The 15,965-nt window shown below is 48.9% G+C and carries 18 protein-coding genes; 15 read left to right on the top strand and 3 right to left on the bottom strand.

Translation table 11 applies throughout. The features are described 5' to 3' along the window. Window positions 1-22 precede the first annotated feature (22 nt). The 12 genes from rpmJ to rpsI all read left to right on the top strand — a co-directional run bounded on the left by rpmJ (window position 23) and on the right by rpsI (window position 7,340). Window positions 23-136: a 50S ribosomal protein L36 gene (gene rpmJ / locus EV210_RS04590; protein WP_003373491.1), complete on the top strand. Its 114-nt coding sequence runs from the start codon at window positions 23-25 to the stop codon at window positions 134-136. 21 nt (window positions 137-157) lie between these two features. Continuing rightward, window positions 158-529, top strand: coding sequence for a 30S ribosomal protein S13 (rpsM, locus tag EV210_RS04585; RefSeq protein ID WP_132076214.1), 372 nt, complete (start codon window positions 158-160; stop codon window positions 527-529). Between the two features lie 14 nt (window positions 530-543). After that, window positions 544-936 carry a 30S ribosomal protein S11 gene (gene rpsK, locus EV210_RS04580; protein ID WP_132076211.1) on the top strand — a complete coding sequence of 131 codons (393 nt, stop codon included), beginning with the start codon at window positions 544-546 and terminating at the stop codon, window positions 934-936. A gap of 23 nt (window positions 937-959) precedes the next feature. Next, window positions 960-1,586, top strand: a complete 627-nt coding sequence (gene rpsD, locus EV210_RS04575; RefSeq protein ID WP_132076208.1) for a 30S ribosomal protein S4 — start codon at window positions 960-962, stop codon at window positions 1,584-1,586. 63 nt (window positions 1,587-1,649) lie between these two features. Next, the gene (locus EV210_RS04570; protein WP_132076205.1) at window positions 1,650-2,609 is read left to right on the top strand and encodes a DNA-directed RNA polymerase subunit alpha; all 960 of its coding nucleotides are present in this window, start codon (window positions 1,650-1,652) and stop codon (window positions 2,607-2,609) included. Between the two features lie 13 nt (window positions 2,610-2,622). Further along, window positions 2,623-2,964, top strand: a complete 342-nt coding sequence (gene rplQ / locus EV210_RS04565; protein ID WP_132076203.1) for a 50S ribosomal protein L17 — start codon at window positions 2,623-2,625, stop codon at window positions 2,962-2,964. 83 nt (window positions 2,965-3,047) lie between these two features. After that, entirely contained in the window at window positions 3,048-3,881 is an 834-nt protein-coding gene (locus EV210_RS04560; RefSeq protein ID WP_132076200.1) for an energy-coupling factor transporter ATPase, read from the top strand. After that, window positions 3,872-4,738 (top strand): energy-coupling factor transporter ATPase, encoded by an 867-nt coding sequence (locus tag EV210_RS04555; protein ID WP_132076197.1) that lies wholly within the window; start codon window positions 3,872-3,874, stop codon window positions 4,736-4,738. Before EV210_RS04560 ends, EV210_RS04555 begins: the two co-directional genes overlap by 10 nt. Beyond that, entirely contained in the window at window positions 4,732-5,535 is an 804-nt protein-coding gene (locus tag EV210_RS04550; protein ID WP_132076194.1) for an energy-coupling factor transporter transmembrane component T family protein, read from the top strand. Before EV210_RS04555 ends, EV210_RS04550 begins: the two co-directional genes overlap by 7 nt. Further along, entirely contained in the window at window positions 5,520-6,302 is a 783-nt protein-coding gene (gene truA / locus EV210_RS04545) for a tRNA pseudouridine(38-40) synthase TruA (protein WP_132076191.1), read from the top strand. Before EV210_RS04550 ends, truA begins: the two co-directional genes overlap by 16 nt. Before the next feature lie 183 nt (window positions 6,303-6,485). Continuing rightward, complete coding sequence (gene rplM / locus EV210_RS04540; RefSeq protein ID WP_132076188.1) at window positions 6,486-6,926, top strand: 50S ribosomal protein L13; 441 nt, start codon at window positions 6,486-6,488, stop codon at window positions 6,924-6,926. Window positions 6,927-6,947: 21 nt separating this feature from the next. Continuing rightward, window positions 6,948-7,340, top strand: a complete 393-nt coding sequence (rpsI, locus tag EV210_RS04535; protein WP_132076185.1) for a 30S ribosomal protein S9 — start codon at window positions 6,948-6,950, stop codon at window positions 7,338-7,340. A 422-nt stretch (window positions 7,341-7,762) separates the two neighbouring features. On the opposite strand, the gene EV210_RS22835 is transcribed toward rpsI, so the two are convergent. Both EV210_RS22835 and EV210_RS04525 read right to left on the bottom strand, forming a co-directional pair. Then, window positions 7,763-8,641: a hypothetical protein gene (locus EV210_RS22835; protein WP_207900645.1), complete on the bottom strand. Its 879-nt coding sequence runs from the start codon at window positions 8,639-8,641 to the stop codon at window positions 7,763-7,765. Window positions 8,642-9,036: 395 nt separating this feature from the next. Beyond that, window positions 9,037-12,723, bottom strand: a complete 3,687-nt coding sequence (locus tag EV210_RS04525; protein ID WP_165898785.1) for a beta strand repeat-containing protein — start codon at window positions 12,721-12,723, stop codon at window positions 9,037-9,039. A 249-nt stretch (window positions 12,724-12,972) separates the two neighbouring features. Here EV210_RS04525 and EV210_RS04520 point away from each other — a divergent pair, with 249 nt between their 5' ends. Both EV210_RS04520 and EV210_RS04515 read left to right on the top strand, forming a co-directional pair. Continuing rightward, a complete protein-coding gene (locus tag EV210_RS04520) occupies window positions 12,973-13,338 on the top strand; it encodes a CidA/LrgA family protein (protein WP_132076182.1) in 366 nt (121 codons plus the stop codon). Then, window positions 13,335-14,033: an LrgB family protein gene (locus EV210_RS04515; RefSeq protein ID WP_165898784.1), complete on the top strand. Its 699-nt coding sequence runs from the start codon at window positions 13,335-13,337 to the stop codon at window positions 14,031-14,033. Before EV210_RS04520 ends, EV210_RS04515 begins: the two co-directional genes overlap by 4 nt. Window positions 14,034-14,117: 84 nt before the next feature. On the opposite strand, the gene EV210_RS04510 is transcribed toward EV210_RS04515, so the two are convergent. Next, window positions 14,118-14,909 (bottom strand): transglycosylase domain-containing protein, encoded by a 792-nt coding sequence (locus EV210_RS04510; protein ID WP_132076176.1) that lies wholly within the window; start codon window positions 14,907-14,909, stop codon window positions 14,118-14,120. A gap of 317 nt (window positions 14,910-15,226) precedes the next feature. Between EV210_RS04510 and EV210_RS04505 the strand changes: the two genes are divergently transcribed. Continuing rightward, entirely contained in the window at window positions 15,227-15,943 is a 717-nt protein-coding gene (locus tag EV210_RS04505) for an N-acetylmuramoyl-L-alanine amidase (protein ID WP_132076173.1), read from the top strand. Window positions 15,944-15,965 lie beyond the last annotated feature (22 nt).

Raw genomic sequence — 15,965 nt, 5'->3', positions numbered from 1 at the left:
GACACCATAAAGGAGGTTTATTATGAAAGTCAGACCGTCAGTCAAACCTATTTGTGAAAAGTGCAAAGTTATTAAACGCAAAGGCCGTGTAATGGTAATTTGCGAGAATCCAAAACATAAACAAAAACAAGGTTAAACGTTAGGGGGTGGATGATAGATGGCACGTATAGCCGGTGTAGACTTACCACGCGACAAACGAATTGAAGTTGCATTGACATACATCTTCGGTATCGGTTTGACACTAGCCAAAGAGATTATTGCCACAACCGGAATCAATCCCGATACTCGGGTGAGAAACCTGACTGAGGAAGAAATCTCCAAGCTTCGTGAAACAATTGATAAAAATTATAAAGTTGAAGGTGACCTTCGTCGTGAAGAATCCCTTCATATTAAGCGTCTGATTGAAATTGGTTCCTACCGGGGTAAACGGCATCGTATGGGACTTCCTGTACGCGGCCAGCGGACTAAGACCAATGCCCGTACCCGTAAAGGTCCGAAGAGAACTGTTGGCGCTAAAAAGAAAAAGTAAGGGAGGGATAAAACTTGGTCGCTAAGAAAGTTGTTAGAACCAAAAGAAAAGAGCGTAAAAATATAGAGTTCGGTGTAGCTCATATCCGCTCCACTTTCAATAATACTATCATCACCATTACCGATGTTAAAGGCAATGCCCTTTCCTGGGCCAGTGCCGGCGGTCTCGGCTTTAAAGGTTCCCGTAAAAGCACTCCCTTTGCTGCCCAAATGGCTGCTGAACAAGCTGCCAAAGCTGCAATGGAGCATGGCTTAAAGCAAGTTGAAGTATTTGTTAAAGGACCGGGATCCGGCCGTGAGGCTGCAATTCGTTCTTTGCAGGCTGCAGGCTTAGAGGTAAATCTAATTAAAGACGTTACCCCTATTCCTCATAATGGCTGCCGTCCGCCCAAGCGGAGAAGAGTCTAATATTCGGGAGGTGTTAAAAGAGAATGGCAAGATATACAGAAGCAGTTTGCAGATTATGCCGCCGCGAAGGTGCTAAATTGTACCTTAAAGGTGATAAATGTTATTCCGATAAATGTGCATTTACCCGCCGTGGTTATGCACCTGGTCAGCACGGACAAGGCCGGAAAAAAGTATCTGAGTATGGTCTTCAACTCCGTGAAAAACAAAAAGCTCGCCGTATTTATGGAATACTGGAAGGCCAATTCCATTCTTACTTCGAAAAAGCTGACCGCATGAAAGGTATTACCGGTGAAAACTTACTGGTTATGCTGGAAAGAAGACTGGACAACGTTGTCTATCGTTTAGGTATGGCTGAAAGCCGTACTCAGGCCAGACAACTGGTTCGTCACGGTCATTTTACTGTTAATGGACGCCGGGTTAATATTCCGTCCTATTTAGTAAAAGCCGATGAAGTAATTCAAATTCGTGAAACGAGCAAAGAATCACCGCTGCTCAAGCAAGTGATTGAAAACCTCGGTGCTAAAACAGTACCGGCATGGTTGGAACTGTCCGTTAACGATACAACTGGTAAAGTATTGCGCTACCCCACACGGGAAGAGATCGATATTCCTGTCCAAGAACATCTTATCGTTGAATTGTACTCACGATAATTCACCCTCGACCGTGGAAATAGCGTAAGTGATTTGTTGCGCAAAGAGGAGGGTTTTTTCCGGATGATCGAAATCGAAAAACCGAAAATCGAAATAGCAGAAATTAATGAAGATGGTCGCTATGGAAAATTTATTTGGGAACCGCTAGACCGGGGATATGGCATTACGCTCGGCAACAGCCTGCGCAGAGTGCTTTTATCCTCACTCACCGGTGCTGCTGTTACATCGATTAAAATTGAAGGCGTTCTTCATGAGTTTTCTACTATTCCCGGAGTTCGGGAGGACGTTACCGACATTATTTTAAACTTAAAGAAGCTGTGCCTTAAAATGTACAGCGAGGAGCCAAAAGTCTTGCGGGTAGAAGCTCAGGGAGAGGGTGAAATTACCGCAGGCGACATTATCGCCGACCCGGATGTAGAAATTATGAATCCCGAATTGCATCTGGCTACTTTGGATACGATGGCATCCCTGAAAATGGAGATAACCGTTGAACGCGGCCGGGGCTATGTGCCGGCTGACAAAAACAAAAAGGCCGACCATGTAATTGGGGTTATTCCAATTGACTCCATCTTTTCACCTATCCTAAGAGTTAACTACAATGTTACAGACACTCGCGTTGGTAACGTCACAGATTACGATAAGCTGACGCTGGAAGTGTGGACTGATGGCAGTATGAGACCGGAAGAAGCTGTATCAAAAGCAGCAGGTATCATGGTTGCCCATCTGAAACTGTTTCAGAATATCGCAGGAAGCCCCCCCGAAGAAGATATGGGAGAAGGCACTTTTACCGAGGCTCCTGAAGAGGGCGGCTCCAAAACAATGGAAATGACCATTGAAGATTTGGATTTGTCGGTACGATCTTATAACTGCTTAAAACGGGCCGGCATTAATACAGTAGCGGAGCTGGTCCAAAAATCAGAAGAAGATATGATGAAAGTGCGCAACCTGGGTCGCAAATCTTTGGAAGAAGTAAAGAAAAAGTTAGGCGAACTCACGTTAGCACTGTCTGAAAACGAGGAATAGGGGAGGGAAGAATATGGCTTTATACAGAAAGTTGGGACGGGACAGTTCAGCCCGTAAAGCATTGTTTCGCAGCATTCTGACTTCCTTCTTTCAACACGAGCGTATTGAGACCACAGAGGCAAAAGCCAAGGAGATCAGCGGCCTAGCCGAAAAAATGATTACATTGGCCAAGCGCGGCGACTTGCATGCCCGCCGGCAGGTTTTATCATACCTCATGGATGAAGAAGTTGTGAAAAAACTATTTGACACTATTGCGCCAAAATACGCTGACCGTCAAGGCGGTTACACGCGCGTTATGAAGCTCGGACCTCGCCGTGGCGATGCCGCGCCGATGGCTATACTTGAATTAGTGTAACACTTAGCACGGGCGACCACAGAGGTCGCCCTGTTTTGATTGACCAGCAGGGAAGTAGGCAAACAAAAATTCGGGGTATAATTATGGGAGATATCATTAAACTGGATAATTTGTGCCATACCTATACTGACTATGAAGGTAAGCTGGTTCATGCGCTCGATCATGTCAGCATGACGGTGCAGCGCGGCGAGTTTGTTGCTGTTATTGGAACCAACGGCTCGGGCAAATCAACACTGGCTAAGCATTTGAACGCCTTACTTTTGCCATCCGATGGGAAATGCATCGTCAATGAGCTGGATACGGCCCAAGAAGAGAATTTATGGGCTGTCCGTCAGTCAGTGGGTATGGTATTTCAAAATCCCGACAATCAGATCGTTGCTGCAATTGTCGAAGAAGATGTAGCTTTTGGCCCGGAGAACTTAGGAGTCCCTCCTGCACAAATTGTTGAGAGGGTTAATGAAGCACTGGCTTTAGTTGGTATGGAAGATTATCGCCATCATGCTCCTCATTTGTTGTCAGGAGGACAAAAACAGCGAATTGCGATCGCCGGTGTACTCGCGATGCGACCTGCCTGCCTGGTACTTGACGAACCGACAGCCATGCTGGACCCACATGGCCGCGAAGAAGTGCTGACGACTGTACATCAACTAAACAAGCAAGAAAAAATGACAGTCATATATATCACTCACTTCATGGAAGAAGCCGTAACGGCTGACCGCGTTGTCGTGATGGGACAGGGACAAATCCTCATGCAAGGACGTCCTGAAGAAATTTTTATTCACGTGGAGAAGTTGAAGGAATTGGGATTGGATGTACCGGTTGCTGCCGATGTAGCCCTTAAACTGCGTGAGCAGGGGCTGCAGTTACCAGAAACAATTATCACCGATGACGAATTGGCGGTGGCCTTATGTCCATAGCATTGAATCATATTACCTACACATATATGCAGGGAACACCTTACGAGCGCAAGGCGCTTGACAGTGTTACTCTTGAAATCACCAAAGGTGAATTTGTCGGTATTATCGGGCATACAGGTTCAGGCAAATCGACTTTAGTTCAGCACTTGAACGGGTTATTAAAACCTTCAGCCGGGGAAGTTCGGGTTGATGGCATTGACTTGCATGCAAGCGGTCCTGAAGCGAAAGCTGCCCGCCGGAAAGTGGGGATGGTATTTCAATATCCGGAACATCAGTTGTTTGAAGAAACAATCGGTGAGGATATTGCTTTCGGCCCACGTAATTTAGGCCTTGATGAGCAGGAAATAGAGCGGCGTGTCAGATTAGGCATGGAGTTTGTAGGACTGCCATATGATCTGTTTGTTAAACGCTCTCCCTTTCGCTTAAGCGGCGGACAAATGCGCCGGGTAGCAATTGCCGGTGTTATTGCGCTGCAGCCGGATTATCTGGTTCTTGATGAGCCTTCAGCGGGACTGGATCCTAGAGGACGCGATGAAATCTTCGGTCAAATTATTCGCCTGCATCAAACGACCGGTGTAACAGTTGTACTCGTATCGCATAATATGGAAGATATTGCCCGTATGGCTACCAGGCTTATTGTAATGAATGGCGGAAAGGTAAAATTAGATGATACACCAGCGCAGATCTTTAGGCACGGGCAGCAGGAATTAGCTGCTGCCGGAGTCGATGTTCCGCCGGTGACCAGGCTGATGAAACGCCTCCATGCGCAAGGGTTGGCAATCGATGACAGCGCTTTAACGATTGAAACGGCTGTAGCAAACATTGTGCAGGTTGTAAAGGGGGGAGAGCGGTGCTGACGGACATCACGCTGGGGCAGTATTTCCCTGGTAAGTCGTTTATTCACCTTCTTGATCCCCGCACTAAGATACTGGGGACATTGCTGTTTATCAGCGGTATATTCCTTGCGGAAAGCTATGCTGCTTATGGGATAATAACAGCGTTTATTGTCTTTGCCATCTTTGTGTCCAGGATTCCGCTTAAGCTGATTCTGCGCTCTTTAAAGCCACTCTGGATCATTATTATTTTTACCTTGGCAATTCATATTTTTACTACTCCTGGTGAAGTGATCTATGCTCTGTCTTTTCTTACGGTGACTTGGGAAGGAATACGTCAGGGGATCTTGATGACCACGAGGCTGGTATTTTTAATTGTCATATCATCCTTATTAACCTTTACAACGTCCCCGATTGTATTAACAGATGGTATTGAGCGCCTGCTGAATCCTTTCCGGCGCTTTGGACTGCCGGCTCATGAGCTGGCGATGATGATGACAATTGCGCTGCGCTTCATCCCAACTCTGCTGGAAGAAACGGACCGTATCATGAAAGCCCAAATGGCCCGGGGAGCCGAGTTTGCTTCCGGAAATTTGCTGAAAAGGGCAAAAAATATGGTACCACTCCTGGTGCCACTGTTTATCAGCGCTTTTCGCCGGGCAGATGAGCTGGCTACTGCAATGGAAGCCCGCTGTTACCGGGGTGGTGAAAACCGTACCCGAATGAAGGAATTGCGGCTTACATCGCGGGATATTATCGGTTTGGCGGCAATTTTGTTATTATTGGTTGTTCTTGGGGTGATGCGGTGGCAAAGGCTGTAAGCGGCAACCGGAATATCAAGCTGACAATTGCGTATGACGGAACTGCCTATCATGGCTTTCAACGGCAAATCAATGCCATTACGGTCCAGCAAATTCTGGAAGAGAAGTTAAGTAAAATTTTTTTGCATCCGGTTACCGTAAACGGTTCTGCACGTACTGATACAGGAGTGCACGCCTACGGTCAAGTCGTTAATTTTCTTACTTCTGGTGCTATACCGGTCGAACGGATTGCTCTAGCCAGCAGAGGACTGCTGCCGCGGGATATTGTTATTCTTGCTGCACAAGAGGTGGAGTTGTCTTTTCATGCCCGTATCAGTGCTGTAGGCAAGCTGTATGTCTATCGCATTCACCAGTCTCCTACGGCTAATCCCTTTCTTCGCAATTACGCATGGCACATTATTTCGCCCTTGCAGGTATCGGCAATGCAGGAGGCTGCACAGGCCATTGTTGGAACGCACGACTTTTCTGCTTTTCGCGGTGCCAATACTACACAGGTAGTTAGTCCGGTGCGGACTATTTTCCGGGCAGAGGTACAGCAAGCGGGCGATATTATTGAGTTTCGCGTTTGGGGAAATGGATTCTTGTATCACATGGTGCGCAATCTTGTAGGCACACTGGTAGATATTGGCCGGGGACGGAGAAAAAACAGTGATATGGGCGCTTTACTGGCAGGTAAAGACCGATCGAAAGCTGGAATGACCGCGCCTGCGCAAGGCTTATATTTGCAAGAAGTTTTCTATGATTCGACACACCCGGGCATGTGTTAATCTGAAAGCAGTATTTTAGCCGCTAAACAAGGAAAATTTTCGATTTAACTGATCTAATCCTTGACATTGACAAGCCCATTTATTACAATGTTTTTATGAGATTTTGTCGTGCTTCCATTAGCCCCGGCAAGTAAGGCTAAAAATCTTTTTCGTAAGCAAGCTGTAACGAGGAGGGATACCAGCATGAAAACTACATTTATGGCCAATCCAAGCAACATCGAGCACAAATGGTATGTTGTTGACGCTGAAGGCAAAACTTTGGGACGCCTGGCCGCTGAAGTAGCAAAAATTCTTCGCGGTAAACATAAACCTACCTATACCCCCCATATGGATACTGGTGACCATGTAATTGTGGTCAATGCGGCGAAAGTCGTTCTTACCGGCAAAAAGCTGGTGCAAAAAACGTATTTCCGTCATTCCGGATATCCGGGTGGTACTACTTTCACTGCTGCTGGCAAAATGCTGGCTGAAAGACCAGAACGGGTAATCGAACTGGCAGTGAAAGGCATGTTGCCGAAAAATACACTGGGACGTCAAATGTACCGCAAATTAAAAGTGTACAGCAACGCTACCCATCCACATGAAGCTCAACAACCTGAAACATTAGAACTTAACATTCGCTAATACCGGAAGGAGGAACATATCATGGCATTAGTTCAATACTACGGCACAGGCCGCAGAAAAACATCGGTTGCCAGAGTTCGTCTGGTTCCGGGTGAAGGCAATATCACCGTTAATGACCGCGCTCTTGGTGAATATTTCGGTCGTAAGACTCTCGAATTGATCGTCAAGCAGCCCCTTAATCTTACCAGCACAATCGGTCAATACGACGTTCTGGCCAAAGTTGAAGGAGGCGGTCCTTCCGGTCAGGCAGGCGCTATCCGTCACGGTATTGCCCGCGCCCTGCTCCGCGTTGACGCTGAACTGCGTCTTTCCCTGAAAAAAGCAGGATTCCTTACTCGCGATCCTCGCGAAAAGGAACGCCGCAAATACGGTCTTAAGAAAGCCCGTAAAGCTTCCCAGTTCTCGAAACGTTAATATTTACAGAACAAGAACCCTTGCAAATCCACTCTTTGCAAGGGTTCTTTCTTATAGGTAAACATTCTTAACTAATTTTAAGTTGAGCCATAATGATCTAATAGGGAACTAATTTTTTTATCGGTATGGCCGCAGTATTTTCTCTATACATAGTTATTAATCAATTAAGGGCCTTCAGAAACATATTCATAATCTCAGCCTCAATATCCATAAACTTCACTTTACCCTGATGATATGAGTCCAGTAAATTACAAATCCTTTATTATATATTTAGTAAAATTTTTTTGTTAATCAATGGTTTTATTGTGTCAAAAGCCTAGATGATAAATAAGAACGACTGGAACATGCAATAGCTATTGCATGTTCCGGTCGTGAGAGTCAACTTACCTGAAAGGGATTGCAATATACACTTGATTTCTATATTAGGGGACAGAGAATAAGATTGTAGCAGCCACACCCTCTGCAAATGCTCCACCATCTGTTGTAACTCGTACTGTTATTAAATTACCTAGCACGAGAGAAAGACTGGCAGGAGTAAATGCAGTGCAATTTGGCGGATTAGGTCCGACTACTGTGGCTATAATGCCTGTGGCCGTAGGGGTTACTCCACAATCTGTGCTGATATAAATTTCTGCAGAGGCAGTATCTCCGACATCTAATGAACTGTCGCGGATACTAAAGGCCAAGCCGGTAAGCGTTGTGGCCTGTGGTATTACTAGCGTATTACGAGCAAAGTCAGCGGAGGACGTACCTAAACCTAAAAAGTCAAGGTTACCAACTGATTGATCAGTGCCCAGATAAATAGTGCTGCCGCCTGGGCCAGTCGGGCCGGTAGCGCCTAAGCCCGTAGCGCCGGTAGCCCCAGTAGCCCCAGTAGCGCCAGTAGCGCCGGTAGCGCCGGTAGCCCCAGTAGCCCCAGTAGCGCCGGTAGCGCCGGTAGCGCCAGTAACACCGGTAGCGCCAGTAACACCGGTAGCGCCAGTAGCCCCAGTAGCGCCGGTAGCGCCAGTAACACCGGTAGCGCCAGTAACACCGGTAGCACCGGTAGCGCCAGTAGCGCCAGTAGCGCCGGTAGCGCCAGTAACACCGGTAGCACCGGTAGCGCCAGTGGCCCCAGTAGCGCCGGTAGTGCCTATGCCAGTAGTCCCGGTAGCCCCGGTAGCCCCGGTAGCCCCAGTAGCGCCAGTGGCCCCAGTAGGACAGGTATTGGTTTTACAAGGGTTACAGATTACAATGGGAACACAATTACTGCATTTACATGTGCAGCAATGATTATTCGGATGAAAACGGTGCAATTCCATAAGATATTCACCTCTTATAATATTTCTGTTATATAATATGTAAATAAGGATTGATTTGGAACAATAGTTAAAATGAAAATTCACAGCAATGATTTTTTATTTAAAGTACATTCTTTTAGTCTCACACACAAATAGTGTAACTTGGCATATTATAAGATAAAGGTGTCCTCCAGTTAACATATTCTCTTTCAGCCCGCTTTAGCGGGTTTTTTTTATTTCTAGGGGCTAAATTCTCGAAACGTTAATATTTACAGAACAAGAAGAACCCTTGCAAATCCACTCTTTGCAAGGGTTCTTTCTTTTAAAATAAAGGGAAAATTAAAGAGCAATTTAGGATCTTACATTACTATATCAATCAAAAAACAGTAAGTTATATAACTTACTGTTTTTTGATTCTATTTTATGATAGACACAAAGGCGGAGATATAGCCTGCTGGCTCAAGCGTATAATTACTAGCGTCAATATTGCGGATCGTAATGCTATCACCAGCATTGAGTGATAGTGTATATTCACCACTTAATACTTGGGAGCCACTACTTTTAAAAAGTGCTTGATTTACATTGTTGATTGCTAATGCAATATCAGTAGCGGAATTATTCGTATTGTAAACAGTAAAAGTTATATTATAGATACCACTTGAGCCAACGACAATCGGCGCGGTGTTAACGGTATGTGTTACTCCGACTAAAGGGCCATTGTTGCTGAAAGTCACATTTGCGCCTGAAGTGATAGTCCCACCAGTAGTGTTATATACATAAGCGAAAGCAGAGAAGCCTGAACCAGTCGCGCCGGTAGCCCCGGTTGCTCCAGTAGCTCCCGTAGCACCCGTAGGCCCAGTAGCACCAGTCCTGCCCGTGGCACCTGTGTTGCCGGTAGGTCCAGTAGCCCCAGTAGCCCCAGTAGCCCCAGTTCTGCCGACAGTGCCTTCTTCACCAGTACTTCCTGTAGCCCCGGTTGCTCCGGTTGCTCCCGTAGCACCAGTTCTGCCGGTAGCTCCTGTATTGCCAGTGGCGCCGGTAGCCCCGGTAGGTCCAGCGAGGCCAGCAGTCCCCGTGGCGCCGGTAGCGCCGGTAGCCCCGGTAGGTCCAGCGAGGCCAGCCGTTCCTGTGCCGCCAGTAGCACCAGTAGGCCCGGTTGGTCCAGCGACGCCAGCCGTTCCCGTGGCGCCGGTAGCGCCGGTAGGCCCGGTTGGTCCAGCGACGCCAGCTGTCCCCGTGGCGCCGGTAGCACCGGTAGGCCCAGTAGCCCCATCATCGCCGGTGGATCCGGTAGGCCCAGTAGCCCCATCATCGCCGGTGGCACCCGTAGGTCCAGTGGCCCCATCATCGCCGGTGGCACCCGCAGGTCCAGTCGCCCCATCATCGCCAGTGGCCCCGGTAGGTCCAGTCGCCCCATCATCGCCGGTGGCACCCGTAGGTCCAGTCGCCCCATCATCGCCAGTGGCTCCGGTAGGTCCAGTGGCCCCATCATCGCCGGTGGCACCCGTAGGTCCAGTCGCCCCATCATCGCCGGTGGCACCCGTAGGTCCAGTGGCCCCATCATCGCCGGTGGCACCCGTAGGTCCAGTCGCACCATCATCACCAGTGGAGCCAGTAGGTCCAGTTGTACCATCATCGCCAGAGGCCCCGGTAGGTCCAGTCGCACCATCAATGCCGGTGGCACCGATAGCGCCCGCATCACCAGTGGCGCCCGTAGGACCGGTATTGCCTGTATCACCACCAGGTGGACCGGTTACGCCTGTAGCACCTGTGAGCCCATTAGCTCCAGTTAGGCCAATAGCGCCTGTTAATCCGGTAGCGCCAGTATCGCCACTATCGCCACCTGCAGGACCAGTAGCACCCGTGGCTCCTGTAGCTCCCATATCGCCTGTAATGCCAGTAGCGCCAGTTGCACCAGCATCGCCGGTAGTACCAGTAAGCCCAGTAGCGCCAGTGGGACCAGCATCGCCGGTAGTACCAGTAGGCCCAGTAGCGCCAGTTGCACCAGCATCGCCGGTAGTACCAGTAGGCCCAGTAGCGCCAGTTGCACCAGCATCGCCGGTAGTACCAGTAAGCCCAGTAGCGCCAGTTGCACCAGCATCGCCGGTAGTACCAGTAAGCCCAGTAGCGCCAGTGGCACCAGCATCGCCGGTAGTACCAGTAAGCCCAGTAGCGCCAGTGGCACCAGCATCGCCGGTAGTACCAGTAGGCCCAGTAGCGCCAGTGGCCCCAGTATTGCCGGTAGTACCAGTAGGCCCAGTAGTGCCAGTGGCCCCAGTGGCACCTGCGGCGCCCGCATTTCCCGTAGGTCCAGTAGGACCCGTATTGCCTGTCGCACCACCGGCGGCGCCTGTTATACCAGTGGCGCCTGTAAGTCCTGCTGCGCCTGTAAGTCCGGCAGCGCCCGTCAGACCGGGGGCACCGGTAGCTCCGGTTGCACCGGTAGCACCTGTATTGCCAGTGGAGCCTCCGGCAGGTCCTGTAGCACCTGTTGCCCCAGTAGCGCCAGCATCGCCGGTAGTCCCAGTTGAGCCAGTAGCACCGGTAATACCAGTTGAGCCGGTAGGTCCTGTTCTGCCAGTGGCACCTGTGTTGCCTGCTGAGCCCGTTACACCAGTAGGACCTGTTACGCCTGTGACACCGGTAGCGCTGGTAGGCCCAGTTGCTCCGGTAGCTCCTGTGGGACCAGTGGAACCGGTAGCACCGGTAGGCCCAGTAGCACCAGTGAAGCCCGCAGCGCCAATAGCACCGGTAGGCCCAGTCATTCCAGTTATTCCAGTCGTACCAATGGGACCGGTGGAACCAGTAGCCCCAGTAGCCCCAGTATTACCGGTGAACCCCGCAGCACCAGTAGGACCAGTATTGCCTGTTGCGCCGCCTGCCGGGCCAGTTTGGCCCACAGCACCCGTAATCCCAGTTGCGCCTGTCAGCCCGATAGCGCCAGTTTCACCCGTCAAACCCGTGGCACCTGTATTACCAGTAACTCCTCCTGCAGGCCCGGTAGCCCCTGTAGAGCCAGTGGCCCCGGCGTCACCGGCAGCCCCAGTAGAACCAGTGGCACCGGCATCACCGGAAGCCCCAGTAGAGCCAGTGGCCCCGGCATCACCGGTAGCCCCCGTCGAGCCAGTGGCACCGGCATCACCGGCAGCCCCAGTAGAGCCAGTGGCCCCGGCAATACCGGTAGCCCCTGTAGAGCCAGTGGCCCCGGCATCACCGGCAGCCCCAGTAAAGCCAGTGGCCCCGGCAATACCGGTAGCCCCTGTAGAGCCAGTGGCCCCGGCATCACCGGCAGCCCCCGTCGAGCCAGTAGCACCGGTATCGCCGGTAGTACCTGTAGAGCCAGTAGCACCGGCATCACCGGCAGCCCCAGTAGAGCCAGTGGCCCCGGCAATACCGGCAGCCCCAGTAGAGCCAGTGGCCCCGGCAATACCGGTAGCCCCCGTAGAGCCAGTGGCCCCGGCAATACCGGCAGCCCCCGTAGAGCCAGTGGCCCCGGCAATACCGGTAGCCCCAGTAGAACCAGTGGCCCCGGCAATACCGGTAGCCCCCGTAGAGCCAGTGGCCCCGGCAATACCGGCAGCCCCCGTCGAGCCAGTGGCCCCGGCAATACCGGTAGCCCCAGTAGAACCAGTGGCCCCGGCAATACCGGTAGCCCCTGTAGAACCAGTGGCACCTGTATTACCTGTTACTCCAGTCTCTACCGGTACTTCAGTTACTAATAAAGTAGCCTTCACATTAGCTGCTGTAGAATACCATAAATTATTAGGTATTTGGCTTACTAAGCTGATTGTCATGGGAAGGCTGCTAACCTCAAGGATGGCAAAGCCAATAATTTGTCCGGTCTTGATTGATGATACGGCATTGATATTATCCCCCTGCGATGAGACAATTGCAAAAGAAAGATCGTACGCCCCAATAGAGGATTGGGCTGCAACCCACCAGTTGATTAGGTATCTGCCGGTTTTACCAATAGTAATAACGCCGGTTGCTGGATCATTAGTAATGAGCCCACTGCTCGAAACGGTCGTATCGAAGCGGACATTAGATCCTGGAGTAACGAAACCACCTAAATGGTTTTCCACTTGGATTGATAATGTATCCATTTTCAATCTCCTCACATTATCACACTTTATAAGCAGCTATTAGTATTAAGTGATAATACGGTCACTTAGAAGTCTCATAGTATATACTATGTAATCTTGGATATTGGGTGTTTTTTTCGATAGGCAGAACCGTCTTTGGTCTATCTGAAAAACTCATAGTAAATATCTAAGCTATATATTTTACTTATAGCTTGAGTCTGTTATAGAATAAGGGTAACCAAAGTCTTTAGAGAAAAAGGGGGGATAGAAATGGTCCTGGTAAAGAAAACGTTAGCTGTTGTTTGGCAATTACTGATTATTTTGTTTGTGTCCTTAGCTGGGGATAAACTGGCGGCCGTTTTTAGCCTGCCCATTCCCGGCAGTGTAGTTGGCATGCTGCTCTTGTTTATGCTGCTCTATACAGGACTGATTAAAACGGATCACATTCAGGAGGTTACCGGATTTTTACTCAAGCATATGGCTTTTTTCTTTATACCTGTAACAGTAGGTTTGATGAATTATTGGGAGATATTCCATAAACAGGGAATTGTATTGTTTGCTTCACTAACAATTAGTTTATGTATAGCATTTATTGTCTTTCGATTTACAAAGCTGAAAAATGGGGAGGGAAAATGAAGATGCAAATGTTATATACAGTGGCACTAATTCTGGTCACTATCGTAGCGTATCTGGTAAGCCGTACGCTAGCCTCCCGCTATCAAAATCCATTATTGAACGTGGTGGTAGTAAGTTCTGCCATCGTCATGACAATATTGCTGTTGTTTCATGTACCCTATGACTTATATCAGCCGGGAAAAGATTTGATTACGCTGTTGCTGGGACCTGCAACCGTTTGTTTAGCCGTACCGCTCTACAAAAATTTGAGTATTGTTAAGAAACATTTAACCCCAATTATTTTGGGAGTATGTTTTGCTTCCGCGCTGACTGCTGTGACGGCAATGAGTATCGCTCAGTTTGTTGGCATGCCTAAAGATATTGTGGTATCACTTGGCTCTAAATCAGTCACAGCACCGGTTGCGGCCGAAGTCGCTAAAGTAAATGGCGGAGATCCGGGATTGGCAATTGCTTTTGTCATTGTGACAGGTGCATTGGGGGCTCTTGCCGGCCCGACAATCCTGACCCTGCTCAAAATAACCAGCCCACTGATCCGCGGCTTAGCCTTAGGTACTATTTCGCACGGTCAGGGTACAGCGACGGCATTACTGGAGGGTGAGCAGCAGGGCTTAATGGCTGGTATTGGCATGGCCTTATCTGCGGTAGTTACCTCATCGCTTATACCTTTGATTGCACCACTTATACTACACTCCTGATGCACACAAATAGCTGCAATAAAACAAGCGCTGTTCTTGAGCCATACGGCTCAAGAACAGCGCTTGTTATTTTCGTTTACTTGATCAGCGGGCTAATTTGATTGGTACTGATTTTGCTTCCAGAGCCTGATTTGGTCCGATAAATCCATGCCGGACCATTGTTTGCAGTACAACTGCCTGTCGTTCCTTAGCTGCTTTTAAATCTTCATAAGGTGAGTACAGGGAAGGGGCGTTTGGCAAGCCTGCTAACAGCGTGCTTTCCGCTAAGGTCAGTTTAGGCGGTGTTTTGCCGAAATATACATAGGTAGCAGGGCCAATACCGTAAGCATTAGAACCGAAATAAATCGTGTTTAAGTACATTTCCATGATTTCTTCTTTGGTATAACGCATTTCCATAATAATCGATAGCAGCAGCTCTTCTACCTTACGCCCCATAGTGCGGTCGTTGGTTAAAAACAAATTTTTGATCAGCTGCTGCGTGATCGTACTGCCGCCTTCCACCAATTCACCGGACTGCATATTAACAAGGGCGGCTCGAATAATCCCTTCAATGTCAAAGCCCATATGGCGGTAAAAGCGGTTATCTTCTACAGCGATGATCGCTTGTTGCAGAGTCAGCGGGATGTCGCTTAAGGGAACGTAGGTTTTTCTGTTCAATTTGGCTTCCACTGCGCTTTTGAAGGCGACAATGCGGTACAGGCGATCCCACAGACTAGGAAGCTCTTTGGCATTTTCCTGTATTTGTCCAAGCTTGGCAGATAATTCTTTCACCGGCAGCTGCGGACTTAGGGAAGGGAGAAGCGAACTGCCGGCTGCCCATAAAAAAGTTCCCAAGAATAAGATACCCAGCAGAATCAAAAAACGCCCTGTGCGCATATAATTCCTCCAGACACCAATTTAATTTACGTAACATAGTTCATCTTAGCAAAAGGTTTCACTTTTCCCCTGCGCCTAAAAGACTTGGCGTAAGCTAAGTCTTTTCTAATCTTATCAGAAAGGTTAACTTTCTGATGGCGAAATAAGAACGACATAAGCTTCCGCCTGCTCCCTTATGGACTTGACGTAAGCTAAGTCTTTTCTAATATTGTAGCGTACTTGTCCCGATTTGGCTATACTTACCAGAAGTTGACCGACATAGGCCGGCAAGCAGTGGAATATGGTTTAGAAGAAGGAAAACACAGGAGGAAGAGAATATGCGCATAATTGCAGTTCGCCAGCGTTCTTTACGGTTAATTGCCATGTGCAGTATTGCCGTGTTTGTGCTAAATCTGCTGACACTCAGGTATTTGGTATCTGATTCGATAGAAACAGTTAACCTCGCGGTTTTGGCGGGTAAGACAATCAGTATTGATCCGGGACATGGCGGCATAGATGATGGTGCGAGTGGGAATGGCGTTGTCGAAAAGACGGTTAACCTGGCAATTGCTTTAAAACTGAAGGATATTTTGCAGGCCCACGATGCAGCTGCTGTATTAACGCGTGATGCCGATATTGATTACTATACAAGAGGGAAGGGGGGCAAGCGGAACGATTTACAGCGGCGGGTGGAATTGATCAATGCATCAGGCGCTGAAGTGTTTGTCAGTATTCATGTTAATTCAATCAAAGGCCTGGTAAGGCCGGGGGCTCAGGTTTTTTACGGGCCCAAATTTGCCCAGAGTAAAGCTTTGGCTGAAGTCATGCAGCAGGCCATGAAGCATTTCCCGCCAGGAAATAAGAGGCAAGTTAAGCAGGATAAGGATATTCTTGTGTTGAATGCTCCTACATTGCCAGGTATACTAATTGAAGCTGGTTTTTTAAGTGATGCCAAGGAAGCTGCGCTATTGCTGGATGATGCTTACCAGCAAAAACTGGCCGAGTATATTGCCAAGGGCTTAGCGTATCATTTTAGCCAAAATGTGGGACGATAGAACGAAAAAGAGACTTCCGAAA

It is taken from the genome of Anaerospora hongkongensis (assembly GCF_004339805.1).
Lineage (GTDB): Bacteria > Bacillota > Negativicutes > Sporomusales > DSM-15969 > Anaerospora > Anaerospora hongkongensis.
Note: the sequence above shows the minus strand (reverse complement) of the source record. Positions and strands in the feature narration are given on the sequence as shown.

What these genes read in the sequence shown, in the direction of transcription:
- rpmJ (WP_003373491.1), top strand. Translation starts at nt 23, where the DNA reads ATGAAAGTCAGACCGTCAGTCAAACCTATTTGTGAAAAGTGCAAAGTT.
- rpsM (WP_132076214.1), top strand. Translation starts at nt 158, where the DNA reads ATGGCACGTATAGCCGGTGTAGACTTACCACGCGACAAACGAATTGAA.
- rpsD (WP_132076208.1), top strand. Translation starts at nt 960, where the DNA reads ATGGCAAGATATACAGAAGCAGTTTGCAGATTATGCCGCCGCGAAGGT.
- EV210_RS04570 (WP_132076205.1), top strand. Translation starts at nt 1,650, where the DNA reads ATGATCGAAATCGAAAAACCGAAAATCGAAATAGCAGAAATTAATGAA.
- rplQ (WP_132076203.1), top strand. Translation starts at nt 2,623, where the DNA reads ATGGCTTTATACAGAAAGTTGGGACGGGACAGTTCAGCCCGTAAAGCA.
- EV210_RS04560 (WP_132076200.1), top strand. Translation starts at nt 3,048, where the DNA reads ATGGGAGATATCATTAAACTGGATAATTTGTGCCATACCTATACTGAC.
- EV210_RS04555 (WP_132076197.1), top strand. Translation starts at nt 3,872, where the DNA reads ATGTCCATAGCATTGAATCATATTACCTACACATATATGCAGGGAACA.
- rplM (WP_132076188.1), top strand. Translation starts at nt 6,486, where the DNA reads ATGAAAACTACATTTATGGCCAATCCAAGCAACATCGAGCACAAATGG.
- rpsI (WP_132076185.1), top strand. Translation starts at nt 6,948, where the DNA reads ATGGCATTAGTTCAATACTACGGCACAGGCCGCAGAAAAACATCGGTT.
- EV210_RS22835 (WP_207900645.1), bottom strand. Translation starts at nt 8,641, where the DNA reads ATGGAATTGCACCGTTTTCATCCGAATAATCATTGCTGCACATGTAAA.
- EV210_RS04525 (WP_165898785.1), bottom strand. Translation starts at nt 12,723, where the DNA reads ATGGATACATTATCAATCCAAGTGGAAAACCATTTAGGTGGTTTCGTT.
- EV210_RS04520 (WP_132076182.1), top strand. Translation starts at nt 12,973, where the DNA reads ATGGTCCTGGTAAAGAAAACGTTAGCTGTTGTTTGGCAATTACTGATT.
- EV210_RS04515 (WP_165898784.1), top strand. Translation starts at nt 13,335, where the DNA reads ATGAAGATGCAAATGTTATATACAGTGGCACTAATTCTGGTCACTATC.
- EV210_RS04510 (WP_132076176.1), bottom strand. Translation starts at nt 14,909, where the DNA reads ATGCGCACAGGGCGTTTTTTGATTCTGCTGGGTATCTTATTCTTGGGA.
- EV210_RS04505 (WP_132076173.1), top strand. Translation starts at nt 15,227, where the DNA reads ATGCGCATAATTGCAGTTCGCCAGCGTTCTTTACGGTTAATTGCCATG.